General features: G+C 60.6%; 14 protein-coding genes and 1 tRNA gene. 12 read left to right on the top strand and 3 right to left on the bottom strand.

The window, feature by feature from the left end; all coding sequences use genetic code 11:
• Positions 1-13: 13 nt before the first annotated feature.
• From leuD to PAE61_RS02040, 7 genes are all read left to right on the top strand, one after another.
• A complete protein-coding gene (leuD, locus tag PAE61_RS02015) occupies positions 14-619 on the top strand; it encodes a 3-isopropylmalate dehydratase small subunit (protein WP_271113771.1) in 606 nt (201 codons plus the stop codon).
• A complete protein-coding gene (locus PAE61_RS02020) occupies positions 610-1449 on the top strand; it encodes an endonuclease/exonuclease/phosphatase family protein (RefSeq protein WP_353620370.1) in 840 nt (279 codons plus the stop codon). Before leuD ends, PAE61_RS02020 begins: the two co-directional genes overlap by 10 nt.
• A gap of 18 nt (positions 1450-1467) precedes the next feature.
• Positions 1468-1656 (top strand): hypothetical protein, encoded by a 189-nt coding sequence (locus tag PAE61_RS17565; protein ID WP_353620371.1) that lies wholly within the window; start codon positions 1468-1470, stop codon positions 1654-1656.
• 309 nt (positions 1657-1965) lie between these two features.
• A complete protein-coding gene (locus PAE61_RS02025) occupies positions 1966-2859 on the top strand; it encodes a siderophore ABC transporter substrate-binding protein (protein ID WP_271113772.1) in 894 nt (297 codons plus the stop codon).
• Positions 2856-3812, top strand: a complete 957-nt coding sequence (locus tag PAE61_RS02030) for an ABC transporter permease (protein WP_271113773.1) — start codon at positions 2856-2858, stop codon at positions 3810-3812. The genes PAE61_RS02025 and PAE61_RS02030 overlap by 4 nt, the downstream gene beginning before the upstream one ends.
• Positions 3805-4809, top strand: a complete 1005-nt coding sequence (locus PAE61_RS02035) for an iron chelate uptake ABC transporter family permease subunit (RefSeq protein WP_271113774.1) — start codon at positions 3805-3807, stop codon at positions 4807-4809. The genes PAE61_RS02030 and PAE61_RS02035 overlap by 8 nt, the downstream gene beginning before the upstream one ends.
• Positions 4806-5561, top strand: a complete 756-nt coding sequence (locus PAE61_RS02040) for an iron ABC transporter ATP-binding protein (RefSeq protein ID WP_271113775.1) — start codon at positions 4806-4808, stop codon at positions 5559-5561. Before PAE61_RS02035 ends, PAE61_RS02040 begins: the two co-directional genes overlap by 4 nt.
• 22 nt (positions 5562-5583) lie before the next feature.
• Here the strand turns inward: PAE61_RS02040 and uraH are convergent, their stop codons facing one another.
• On the bottom strand, positions 5584-5916 hold the full coding sequence (gene uraH, locus PAE61_RS02045) for a hydroxyisourate hydrolase (RefSeq protein WP_271113776.1): 333 nt from the start codon (positions 5914-5916) through the stop codon (positions 5584-5586).
• A 146-nt stretch (positions 5917-6062) separates the two neighbouring features.
• Here uraH and puuE point away from each other — a divergent pair, with 146 nt between their 5' ends.
• The gene (gene puuE, locus PAE61_RS02050; protein WP_271113777.1) at positions 6063-7478 is read left to right on the top strand and encodes an allantoinase PuuE; all 1416 of its coding nucleotides are present in this window, start codon (positions 6063-6065) and stop codon (positions 7476-7478) included.
• Complete coding sequence (locus PAE61_RS02055; RefSeq protein WP_271113778.1) at positions 7475-7963, top strand: ureidoglycolate lyase; 489 nt, start codon at positions 7475-7477, stop codon at positions 7961-7963. Before puuE ends, PAE61_RS02055 begins: the two co-directional genes overlap by 4 nt.
• A 33-nt stretch (positions 7964-7996) precedes the next feature.
• On the opposite strand, the gene PAE61_RS02060 is transcribed toward PAE61_RS02055, so the two are convergent.
• On the bottom strand, positions 7997-8401 hold the full coding sequence (locus PAE61_RS02060; protein WP_271113779.1) for a hypothetical protein: 405 nt from the start codon (positions 8399-8401) through the stop codon (positions 7997-7999).
• A 140-nt stretch (positions 8402-8541) separates the two neighbouring features.
• Here PAE61_RS02060 and leuB point away from each other — a divergent pair, with 140 nt between their 5' ends.
• The 3 genes from leuB (at position 8542) to PAE61_RS02075 (ending at position 10781) form a co-directional block, all read left to right on the top strand.
• Positions 8542-9663: a 3-isopropylmalate dehydrogenase gene (gene leuB, locus PAE61_RS02065; RefSeq protein WP_271113780.1), complete on the top strand. Its 1122-nt coding sequence runs from the start codon at positions 8542-8544 to the stop codon at positions 9661-9663.
• Positions 9664-10638, top strand: a complete 975-nt coding sequence (locus PAE61_RS02070; RefSeq protein WP_271113781.1) for a DMT family transporter — start codon at positions 9664-9666, stop codon at positions 10636-10638.
• 66 nt (positions 10639-10704) lie between these two features.
• A tRNA-Pro gene (locus PAE61_RS02075) sits at positions 10705-10781 on the top strand.
• A 374-nt stretch (positions 10782-11155) separates the two neighbouring features.
• On the opposite strand, the gene PAE61_RS02080 is transcribed toward PAE61_RS02075, so the two are convergent.
• On the bottom strand, positions 11156-11977 hold the full coding sequence (locus PAE61_RS02080) for an aldo/keto reductase (protein ID WP_271113782.1): 822 nt from the start codon (positions 11975-11977) through the stop codon (positions 11156-11158).
• Between the last annotated feature and the right edge of the window lie 73 nt (positions 11978-12050).

A 12050-nucleotide genomic window follows, 5' to 3' on the forward strand; every position in this document is an offset into this window, starting at 1 on the left:
CGAGGAAACGGATATGGATAAATTCACCACCCTCACCGGCGTTGCGGCACCTATGCCGCTGGTCAATATCGACACCGACATGATCATCCCGAAACAGTTCCTGAAAACGATCCACCGTTCGGGTCTCGGCAAGAACCTGTTCGATGAGATGCGCTATGACCGTGACGGCAATGAAATCGAGGATTTCGTGCTGAATAAACCCGCCTATCGGAATGCCGAGATCATTGTGGCGGGCGATAATTTCGGCTGTGGTTCCTCGCGGGAACATGCGCCGTGGGCATTGCTGGATTTCGGCATACGCTGCGTGATTTCGACCAGTTTCGCCGATATTTTCTATAATAACTGCTTCAAGAACGGCATCCTTCCGATCAAGCTGCCGCAGGAAGCCGTCGACGCGCTGATGGACGACGCCCGCAATGGCGCGAATGCGAAGCTGACCGTCAATCTCGAGGGGCAGACAGTGACCTCTCCGGACGGGACCGAATACAGCTTCGAGATCGACCCGACCCGCAAGCATAACCTGATGAACGGGCTGGACGATATCGGCCAGACGCTGGAAAAAGGCGCGGCGATCGACGCGTTCGAGGCTCAGTCCAGCCAGTCCCGCCCTTGGGTCTGACGAAAACGGCAATTGCTGCGGTGCTTCTGGCACCGCTGTCGCTGGCACATGCGGATACGATCCGGGTTGCCAGCTATGACCCCGGCCTGACGCGGAAAGGGCCGGGGCTTTTGCTGCGCGATATCCTCGGCGGGACGGATAAGCAGGCACTTGCCGCGGCACAGGTCATTGCCGGGATCGATCCCGATATTCTGCTGCTGACAGGGATCGACTGGGATCACGAAAACGCGGCTCTGCGGGGCTTTTCGCAGCTTCTTGCGCGGGCAGGGGTCGATTATCCGCATCTTCTGGCCCTGCAACCCAATAGCGGCGTTGACAGCGGCGTCGATCTGGATGGCGATAGCAGGCTGGCGGAACCCGAGGACGCGCAAGGCTGGGGCCGTTTCACCGGAGAGGATGGCATGGCGCTGCTGTCTCGCATTCCACTTGGTGAGGTGGTCGATTACAGCCCCTCTCTGTGGCGCGACTTTCCGGGTAATCTGATCGGCGATACCTTGTCTGCCGAGGCATCGGAGGTCCTGCGTCTGTCCGATACGGCGCATTGGGATGTTGAGATTCTGACCGCTCCGCCCCTGCATTTGCTGACGTTTTCGGCGACTCCTCCGGTATTTGACGGGCCAGAGGATCGTAACGGACGGCGCAATCACGATGAGATTGCGTTCTGGTCCGCGCATCTACCTGATGCGCCCTTTATTCTGGCCGGGAAAGCCAATCTCGATCCTGAGGATGGCGAGGGCCGTCACGATGCGATCCGCATATTGCTTGCCGATCCGCGCCTTCAGGACCCTGAACCGACAAGCGAGGGGGCTGTCGCCGAAGCCGACCCGTAGCATTCGGGCAACCCGGCATTGGATACAGCCGACTGGCCGGACGGAAAACCGGGAAATCTGCGGGTCAGCTATGTTCTGCCATCTGCCGGGATGGAGGTTCTGGATGCGGGCGTCGTCTGGCCTGAGGCTGGCGAGGAACTGTATCTGGCCGCGCGGACGGCTTCGGCTCACCGGCTGGTCTGGGTCGATCTGGTGATCGGCGAATAGACGCGGCGGATGGCCGCATTTTGCAGTGCTAAGGGGACTCTCTTCGCGGTATGCGCGAGATTGTGAACGGAACTGCTCCAATAACTTGCGGGTCCGGGTTTTGTATCCTTCTGAAATGACGGCGCAATCTGTTGTAAGCGGTTGCGGGATTATTGCCGTCCCGGCCCCCTGTTCCTGCATCTGCCCGGCTTGGACGGAATAGCAAAGAATTTTACTCGGTCTCTGGACCCCGGCCAGAGGCAGGGCTAGATAAGGCGGGTCGCGTGAAGCCAGCGAACAGCCACACGCATCACAGCGAAAGGAGCCATTATGTGCCGATTTTCTACCGTCCTTTTCGCCCTGGCCGCGCTTGGCGGGACCGCTGCGGCGGCGCAGGACGTCACGATTGAAACCGCGCGGGGCGAAGTTGTGGTGCCTGCTGCGCCGGAAACAGTCGTGGCTTATGATCTTGCCGCGATCGACACGCTGACCGCACTCGGCGTCGATCTGGCTGGCGTGCCGGATCGTCTGTATCTTTCGGCATTCGACTCGCTTGATGTCACGCCGGTCGGCACGCTGTTCGAACCCGATCTGGAAGCGCTTGCGGGGATCGGACCCGATCTCATCATCGTTGGCGGCAGATCCGCGGCTCAGCTTGACAGCGTGGCGCAGGTGGGCGCCGCCATTGACATGACAATCGGCGTTGATCTGATTGCGGATGGCAAAGCGCGGATCGACGCATATGGGACCGTATTCGAAAAGCAGGACGAGGCCGCGAAGCTTCAGTCGGATCTGGATGAACGGCTTGCTGCCCTGAAGACCGCCGCTGAAGGCAAGGGAACGGCGCTGATCGTGCTGACCAACGGCACCAAGATGGCCGCATACGGGCCCGGTTCGCGCTTTGGCTGGCTACACGAAAGCACCGGGATGGCGCCGGCTATCCCCGATCTCTCGACACAGGAAAATCACGGCAATGTCCTGACGCATGAGGCGATTGCCGAGGCCAATCCCGACTGGCTGTTCGTGCTGGACCGTGGGGCTGCCGTTGGTGAAGATGGTCAGAGCGCAGAGCAGACGCTGAACTCGCCGCTGATCGAGCAGACCGAGGCGTGGAAGAACGATCAGATTGTCTATCTTCCGGCGGCTGAGCTTTATATCGGCGGCGGCGGATATCAGTCGCTGATGACGGTGATCGACGCGATGACCGAGGCGCTCGGCGCGTGAGCCGTCCGCTTGGCGCGACGATAGCGGTATTGGTGCCGCTGATCCTGGCCAGTCTGATGACCGGGGCGGCGAGCATCCATGTCCTCGACGCGCTGAGCGATCCCTGGACGATGCTGGTGCTGATGGAATCGCGCCTGCCCCGGACGCTTGCGGTTCTGCTGACCGGGGCGGCGCTGTCTGTGGCCGGGCTGCTGTTGCAGGCACTTGTGCGGAACCGTTTCGTCGGGCCGGACACTGTGGGCACGGCCGAAAGCGCGGCGCTCGGGCTGCTGGTGATCACCTTGATGGCGCCCGCCTCTCCGATCTGGGTCAAGATTTGCGTAGCCAGCCTGTCGGCGATGGCGGGCACCGCGCTGTTCGTCGCGCTGATCCGCCGCCTGCCGCCGAAAGAGATCATGCTGGTCCCAATCACCGGCATTGTGCTGTCGGGCGTTGTCGGTTCGGTCGTGGTGTATATCGCCTGGCAGGAAGATCTGATGCAGTACATCACCACATGGCTGATGGTTGGTGAGTTCTCGGGCGTTGTTGCCGGGCGCTATGAAATGCTGTGGTTCGCCGGAGCCGCCGCAGGGCTGGCATGGTTCGCGGCGGACCGTTTCGTCATTCTCTCGCTTGGCGAAGAGGTCGCCACGGGTCTGGGTCTGGGAACGAAAGGCGTGATGCGTTTCGGGCTGGCCGTGGTTGCGGTGGTGTCTGCGATGGTGGTGACGACGGTCGGGATGATCCCCTTTGTCGGGCTGGTCGTGCCGAATATCGTTTCGCGCGTGATGGGCGATAATCTGCGGCGCTCTTTGCCGATGGTGGCGGCGGCTGGCGCGGCGCTTCTTCTGTCATGCGATCTTCTGGGCAGGCTGCTGCGCTATCCGTTCGAGATCCCTGTCGGAACGGTGATGGGGTTTATCGGCTCGATCATCTTCCTGTATCTTCTGTACCGCAGGCCGGCCCGTGTCTGACGCCGCGCTGAACATGGCACCTGCAAGGCCGGGAAATATCCGCCTTCTGGGCGGGCTCAGCCTGCTTCTGGCGGCGGCCTCGCTGTTATGGCTGTTTCAGGGTCTGGGTGACGGTAATCGCGGCTTCATCATGCAATTGCGGGCGATCAAGCTTGCTGCGCTGATCACTGTGGCGGCGGGGATCGGCGTTTCGACGGTGCTGTTTCAGACCGTAGCGGGAAACCGGGTGCTGACGCCTTCGATCATGGGATTCGATTCGCTGTATGTCCTGTTACAGACGGCGATGGTCGCAAGCTTCGGTGCCTCGGGTTTTGCCGCTGTGTCGGATGTTCCGAAATTCGTCATGGAAGTGGCGGTGATGTGCGGGCTGGCGATAGTGCTGTTCGGCACATTGCTGGGGCAGGGGACGCGGGATATCGGGCGTACCATTCTGACCGGGATCATCCTTGGGGTGATGTTCCGCTCGGGGTCGCAATTGCTGGGGCGGCTGATCGATCCGAATGAATTCGCCGTCGTGCAGGCCGCCACCGTCGCCAATTTCTCACGCGCGAATTCGACGCTTCTGCCTGCCGGGGCGGCGATGTGCGCCGCAGGGATCGCCGTTGCGATGTGGCTGGCACCGAGGCTGGATGTCATGGCGCTTGGGCGCGATGTGGCGGTGTCCCTGGGGCTGCGCTTTGGCCGGATGATCCTTGTAACGCTCGGGCTTGTGGCGGTTCTGGTGTCGGTCTCGACCGCACTTGTCGGGCCTCTGTCGCTGTTCGGACCGGCGGCGTTTTTTGGGCTTGTCGTGACGGGCATCGCGCATGGGCTTGCGCAGACCCACCGGCATGAGGTGCTGCTGCCTGCCGCGGCGCTGATCGCGGCGAATATCCTTGTGATCGGCCAGACCGTGTTCGAGCGGGTGATCGGGCAGCAGGCTGCGATGCCTGTGGTGATCGAGTTCGCGGGCGGGCTGTTCTTCCTTTATCTGCTGCTTAAGGGGCGTATCCGATGATCCGGCTTTCGGGCGTATGCCATCAGATCGGTCAGTCACAGATCCTGCAGGATATCTCGGCAGAGATTCCACGCGGCAAGCTGACCGCGCTTATAGGGCCGAACGGGGCAGGGAAATCGATGCTGCTGCGCCTGATCGGACGGCTGGAGCCTATCCAGACCGGCACGATCAGCGTCGATGATCTGGATGTCGCGCAGACGCCAAGCGCCCGGCTGGCGACGCATATGGCGGTTTTGGGTCAGCAGACCGCAATCGCCAGCCGCCTGCGTCTGGCGGAACTGGTCGGTTTCGGGCGTTGGCCGCATCATCAGGGACGCCCGCGCCCGCAGGACCGGCAGGCGGTCGATGCGGCGCTGAACGCATTCGATCTGTCATCTCTGGCTGAGCGTTTCCTTGACGAGGTCTCGGGCGGGCAGGCGCAGCGTGCCTATCTGGCGATGACCTTCGCGCAGGATACGGACTGGCTTCTGCTGGATGAGCCGCTGAATAATCTGGATATGTCCCATGCCCGCGCCCTGATGGCGCGGCTGTCGCAAAGTGTCCGTGACTCGGGCAAAAGCGTCGTGGTCGTTGTCCATGAGGTGAACTATGCCGCCGCATGGGCGAATCATATCGTCGCGCTGAAGAACGGGCGCATCTCGGCGATAGGCGCTCCGTCCGAGGTACTGACCTCTGCCGGGCTGAGTGCGCTTTACGACACCGAGATCGAAGTGACCGAGTTCAGGGGCAGGACGCTGGTCCTGCACCACTGAACCTGTTGGGACGGATCAGCCCTTAGCTGCCGCGATAGGTCGAATAGCTGTAAGGCGAAAGCAGCAGCGGTACGTGATAATGGCTGGCTTCGGACATGGTGAAGCGCAGCGGGATCACATCCAGAAAATCACGCTTCCCCAGATAGTCGCCCGCGTGGAAAACCAGCTCATATGTGCCGGTCGCGAACTCGGCTTCGGGCAGGATCTGCTCATCCGTCCGGCCATCATCATTGGTGGTCAGCGTTTTCAGCAGGCTGCGCGTATCGCCCTCAAGCCGGAAAAGCTCGATCTTCAACCCCTGAGCCGGGCGGCCCTCGGCGGTATCAAGTACATGTGTCGTCAGATAGCCAGCCATCATACTCCCCTTGCAAGCCTTGTGTCATTCTGGACGGAGTTACAGCTTCAGCCCATATCCGGGCAACGATAAGCAGTTTCAGATATAATGTGAAAGTCCCGGAAGCCATTGCCCGTTATAACCGGATGATCACATGGGAGAGTTACATGAATCGTTATCCTCGTGACATGCGTGGCTATGGACCTAATCCGCCAGATCCGAAATGGCCGGGCGGGGCGAAAGTCGCGGTGCAGTTCGTGCTGAATTACGAAGAGGGCGGCGAGAACTCGATTCTGCATGGCGATGCTGCGTCCGAGGCGTTTCTGTCCGATATTGCCGGGGCGGCGATGTGGCCGGGTCAACGGCACTGGAACATGGAATCGATCTATGAATACGGGGCGCGGGCCGGGTTCTGGCGGCTGCACCGGCTGTTCACCGGCGCGGATATTCCGGTAACGATCTATGGCGTGGCGACGGCGCTTGCCCGCAGCCCGGAACAGGTCGCGGCGATGAAGTCCGCCGGATGGGAAATCGCCAGCCACGGTCTCAAATGGGTCGAGCATAAGGATATGCCCGCCGAGGAAGAACGCGACTCGATCGCCGAGGCGATCCGTCTGCATACCGAGGTTGTGGGTGAGCCGCCCGAGGGCTGGTATACGGGCCGTTGCAGTTGCAACACCGTCGAGCTGACGGCGGAGACCGGGCAATTCGCCTATATCTCGGACACTTATGACGACGATCTGCCCTATTGGAAGCGGATTGCCGGGCGTGATCAACTGATCATCCCCTATACGCTGGAAGCCAATGATATGCGCTTCGCCACAGCGCCGGGCTATATCACCGGCGAGCAGTTCTTCCAGTATCTGAAGGACGCGTTCGACGTGCTTTATGCTGAAGGCGAAGCCGGTGCGCCCAAGATGATGAGCGTCGGGCTGCATTGCCGGCTGATCGGGCGGCCGGGGAAACTGGCCGGTCTGAAGCGCTTCATCGAATATATTCAAGGCTTCGACGGGGTCTGGACGCCGCGCCGCATCGACATTGCCCGGCATTGGGCCGAGCATCACCCGCCGCAGGATTTCGACCGGCCAAGCGAGATGGACCGGAAAACCTTCGTGTCGCACTATGGCGGTATTTTCGAGCATTCCGACTGGATCGCCGACCGCGCCTATTCGCTGGAACTGGGACCGGCGCATGACAGCGCCGCCGGGCTGCATAATGCGCTGTGCCGTGTGTTCCGTGTGGCGTCTGGCGATGAACGGCTTGGCGTGCTGACTGCGCACCCGGATCTGGCGGGCAAGCTGGCTCTGGCCAAGCGTCTGACGGCGGAATCGACCGCCGAGCAGGCAAGCGCGGGTCTGGACGCGCTTACTGATGCCGAACGTGAAGAGTTCACGCGGCTGAACGACGCCTATGTCGAAAAACATGGGTTCCCCTTCATCATCGCGGTCAGGGATCACGACAAAGCGGGCATTCTGTCCGCATTCCGCCGCCGTATCGACAATGATCGCGAAACCGAATTCGCCGAAGCCTGCCGTCAGGTTGAGCGTATCGCGGAATTGCGTCTGAATGAGGTCCTGCCATGAGCTCTGCCGAGATTAAAGTCCAACCGCTGACATCTGAGGCGTTCGCCGCGTTCGGTGACGTTCTGGAAGTAAACGGCCCCGCCGATATCATGATCAACAAGGGCAAATGCGGTCGGCACCACGACCGGGCCAAGCTTGATCAGGATGGCGGCAAGATGGGGATCAGCCTGTTCGAGGCGCAGATCAGGCAGATGCCCTATACGCTGGATCTGATGGAGCGTCATCCTCTGGGCTCTCAGGCCTTTATCCCGATGTCGCAAAGCCGGTTTCTGGTTGCGGTGGCCGACGACGACAACGGAGTGCCGGTAAATATCCGCGCCTTCATGGCCCGCGCGGGGCAGGGCGTGAACCTGCACCGGAATGTCTGGCACGGCGTGCTGTGCCCGCTTGACGGCAACGGGGTTTATGCCGTCATCGACCGGATCGGAGAGGGCAAAAATCTGGAAGAACACATTCTGGAAAACCCGTTTGTGCTGATCGACTGAGCCTCGTTTCGGGTGGCGCGACCCTTCGCAGAGCTATTGCGAAGGGTCCGTACTTCCGCCCATTGCGATCAGATCGTCGATGATCGGCCGCGCCTTCGGCCCGATCCGGTCACACGCGCCGGGATCCTCAAGCGTTTCGAAGGCCGGGGCGAAATAATTCCGGTCATAGCTTGCCGGATCGATGCCCAACCGCGCGGCCAGCATGTCGCCCGTCCCCGTCAGCAGGGTCCATTCCCCGTCCGTGACCCGGTAATCCGGGCAGTTCGAGGTTATGACATTGATCTGGGCCAGGGCCGCGATCAATCTTTCAGCATCCGCCTCGGACATGCCTGACAGATCGGGCATGTCCACCGTCACCTGCCCCTGTGCGACTGCGGAAGAGGTCAGAGCGGGCGATGCGATGGCAATAAACATAATGGCCGCCAGATCGCGGATCATCAGATGTCTCCCCGAGATTCGAATATCGACCCTCAGAGAATCCCGAAGCCGCACTTAATCGCAACCCAATTCAGCGTGAACTTGACCATGAGGCGGCACGGCGCTAGGCCAGCTTTCAGGCCTGTCAGCACGAGGAAACCATGTCCGATTATTCGCTTCTTATCCTGCCCGGAGACGGGATCGGTCCCGAAGTCATGACCGAGGTCCGCAAGGTCATCGACTGGATGCAGTCACATCGCGGCATGCGCTTCGATCTTTCCGAAGGGCTTGTCGGCGGTTGTTCCTATGACGCGCATGGCACGCCTCTGACCGATGAGACGATGGCGAAGGCACAGCAGGTCGATGCGGTCCTGCTGGGTGCTGTTGGCGGCCCGAAATACGATAATCTCGATTTCAGCGTGAAACCCGAACGCGGTTTGCTGCGTCTGCGCAAGGAGATGGATCTTTACGCCAATCTTCGCCCTGCGCAGTGCTTCGATGCGCTTGCCGATTTTTCCTCGCTGAAGCGCGATATCGTGGCGGGGCTGGATATTCTGATCGTGCGCGAGCTGACCTCGGGCGTGTATTTCGGCGAACCGCGCGGCATTCACGATGACGGCAATAATCCCGAAAACGAAGGTGGCCGCGTCGGGATCAATACGCAGCGCTATACATCCGGCGAAATCCGCCGCGTCGCCCGCTCTGCCTTCGAACTGGCACGCAAGCGCGGCAATCGCGTCTGCTCAATGGAGAAGGCGAATGTTATGGAATCGGGCATCCTCTGGCGCGAGGAGGTCCAGTGGGTCCATGACAATGAATATCCCGATGTCGAGCTGTCCCATATGTATGCCGATGCCGGTGCCATGCAATTGACCCGCAAACCCGGTCAGTTCGACGTCATCGTCACCGACAACCTGTTCGGAGACCTGCTGTCCGATCTTGCCGCAATGCTGACCGGCAGCCTTGGGATGCTGCCTTCAGCAAGCCTCGGCGCACCGATGGAAAACGGACGGCCCAAGGCGTTGTATGAGCCTGTGCACGGTTCCGCGCCGGATATTGCGGGGGAGGGCAAGGCCAACCCGATCGCCTGTATTCTCAGCTTCGCGATGGCGCTGCGCTATTCCTTTGGCGAGGGGCAGGCTTCCGACGATCTGGAAGCAGCCGTCGAAAAAGTGCTGGCCGATGGTGTCCGGACGGCCGATCTGATGGGACCCGAAGGCGGCAAGCCGGTCTCGACCTCAGAAATGGGCGACCGCATCGTCGCCGCACTGGCCGAGATCTGAGTGGCTGCGCCGGGCAACCTGAAAGCGATAGGTTTCGCCCTGATGTCGATGGGCGTCTTCGCGACGCATGATGTCATCATCAAGCTGCTCGGCGCGTATTACCCTTCCCTGCAGGTTCTGTTCTTTTCGTCCCTGCTGTCCTTCCCGCTGGTCTCGCTGATCCTTCTGCAGGAAAAGATGCCCGGCACGCTCCGCCCGCACCGTCCCGGCTGGGTCGCCCTGCGCTCTTTCTGCGCGATGATGGCGGGGGTCGGAGGGTTCTATGCGTTCTCGGTTCTGCCGCTGGCGCAGGTCTATGCAATCCTGTTTTCGGCCCCGCTTCTGATCACCCTCCTGTCCATCCCGATCCTCGGAGAGCGTGTCGGAATCCATCGCTGGCTGGCCGTAACGCTTGGTCTGTGCGGTGTGCTGATCGTGCTGCGTCCCGGAGCCGGGCAGGCGCTTTCCCTCGGTCATCTGGCGGCGCTGATGGGCGCGTTCTGCAGCGCCACCGCCGCTGTGATCACACGAAAAATCGGTGGGACTGAACGTCCTTTGGTGCTGCTGATGTGGCCGATGCTGGGCAATCTTGTGCTGACCGGCACCAGCCTCGGCTTCGACTATGTACCCATGCAGCTTCCGCATCTGGCAATGGCGGGTATGATCGCGGTGCTCGGTCTGACCGGCGGCTTCCTCTCCATCCTCGCCTACCGCATCGGAGAGGCTGCGATTGTCGCCCCGATGCAGTATTCGCAGATCATCTGGGCGACGATCTATGGCTGGTTCATCTTCGGAGAGGCTCTGGACCTGCGCACCATGATCGGTGCAGGCGTGATCATAGTCTCGGGCATCTATATCGTCTGGCGCGAGCGCACCCGCGGCAGCGATTCCACCCGCCCTGTCATCGCATCAAGACTGCGCACCGAGACCGTTACCGCCCCGAGATCCAGCTTGCTGCAACGGATCCTGTCTCCACGCGGCAATTCGCATTACTGAGGGAGGTTTCTGGGCCGGACCCTCTTGCATTCCCGCCCTCCGCGCGTTACCTGCCCCTCCTACGGTCGGAGCGTAGCGCAGCCTGGTAGCGCACCTGCTTCGGGAGCAGGGGGTCGGAGGTTCGAATCCTCTCGCTCCGACCATTTTCCCGCTTGTTGTGGATTGCCACGATATTCTTCCTCAATTGTCACTATGCTCCCTTTGCGGCAGCGAAGCTGACCTATTTTGCCGGAAGATTACCGCTTGCGCCTGAACTGTCGGTGGCGAGTACCTGAAAGGTCAAAATGACGGCGGAGTTTGTTCGGTCCGGGCAAGGACGGCCCAGAGCTGACCTCGGCGACGCGCCAAGATACCGCATTGCGGTCCGCCGTTCCGGGCATTCGCTGCACCTACAAAGCGGAGGAACGGGCAAATTCACGCAACGCGGGACTTTGCGGACGCAATATGAGGTTTCGCAAATGGCCGCCTTGTTTGAGATAGAAACTTCCGAACCATTTCAAACAAGGCGGAAAGGCCACTAAATCGCTGAGAGCCGAAGGAACTCATGCTCGTCCAGCCTGATCGACACGGCCGCCACATTCTCTTCAAGATGGCTCAGGTTCGCTGTTCCGGGGATTGGAGCGATGGTGGGCGATTTGTGCAAAAGCCATGCGAGCGCAATCTGTGGCCGGGTTGCGGATTTCTCTCTGGCGATCTGATCAACAGTTTCCGTGGTTGCATCCCCCTCCTTCGGCGAGATCGGCTGCCAGGGAAGAAAGGCTATGCCACGCGCCTCGCATTCCAAAAGGACCGGCTCAGCGGCTCGATCGAACACGCTGTAACGGTTCTGGACGCTGGCAATTTCAACATTTTTCGAAGCCTCAACGAGTTGTTCCCGGGTGATTTCCGACAATCCTACACTGCGAACTTTTCCTTGCTGCATCAGCTCGCCAAGCTGCCCGACCTGATCTGCTAGTGGGACCTCCGGGTCGATGCGGTGCAATTGCAGAAGATCGATGGTATCCACCTGCAATCGGCGCAGTGCGGCATCTGTCTGTTCCTTCAGAACGTCGGGCCGACCGCACACCGCCCAGTCACCGGGCCTTGGTTGAACGATCCCGATCTTCGTCGCTAGAAGCAGCCGCTCGGGGTATGGGCGCAGAGCCTCGGCCAACAACTCTTCGTTCGCCCCCCACCCATACATGAAAGCTGTGTCGATAAGATCGACACATTCAAGCGCAAGTTGGGCGACCGCTATCGATTGCCTTCGATCTTCCGGCTTTGTTGACAAACGCATCGCCCCAAAGCCGATCCGGCGCACCTCGCGGTTGCCGATCCTGACTGTCTCTACCGGGTTCATAAACGCCTCCGTATGTTTGACAAACGTAACTTGCGTGAAATTCACCATTTCATTGGATTGCCAACGATTGGAA

Origin of the sequence: Paracoccus aerodenitrificans, assembly GCF_027913215.1 — a bacterium.
GTDB classification, from domain to species: Bacteria; Pseudomonadota; Alphaproteobacteria; order Rhodobacterales; family Rhodobacteraceae; genus Paracoccus; species Paracoccus aerodenitrificans.

Excerpts from the sequence above, each read along its gene's own strand:
- leuD (WP_271113771.1), top strand. The coding sequence starts at position 14 with ATGGATAAATTCACCACCCTCACCGGCGTTGCGGCACCTATGCCGCTG.
- PAE61_RS02025 (WP_271113772.1), top strand. The coding sequence starts at position 1,966 with ATGTGCCGATTTTCTACCGTCCTTTTCGCCCTGGCCGCGCTTGGCGGG.
- PAE61_RS02040 (WP_271113775.1), top strand. The coding sequence starts at position 4,806 with ATGATCCGGCTTTCGGGCGTATGCCATCAGATCGGTCAGTCACAGATC.
- uraH (WP_271113776.1), bottom strand. The coding sequence starts at position 5,916 with ATGGCTGGCTATCTGACGACACATGTACTTGATACCGCCGAGGGCCGC.
- puuE (WP_271113777.1), top strand. The coding sequence starts at position 6,063 with ATGAATCGTTATCCTCGTGACATGCGTGGCTATGGACCTAATCCGCCA.
- PAE61_RS02055 (WP_271113778.1), top strand. The coding sequence starts at position 7,475 with ATGAGCTCTGCCGAGATTAAAGTCCAACCGCTGACATCTGAGGCGTTC.
- PAE61_RS02060 (WP_271113779.1), bottom strand. The coding sequence starts at position 8,401 with ATGATCCGCGATCTGGCGGCCATTATGTTTATTGCCATCGCATCGCCC.
- leuB (WP_271113780.1), top strand. The coding sequence starts at position 8,542 with ATGTCCGATTATTCGCTTCTTATCCTGCCCGGAGACGGGATCGGTCCC.
- PAE61_RS02080 (WP_271113782.1), bottom strand. The coding sequence starts at position 11,977 with ATGAACCCGGTAGAGACAGTCAGGATCGGCAACCGCGAGGTGCGCCGG.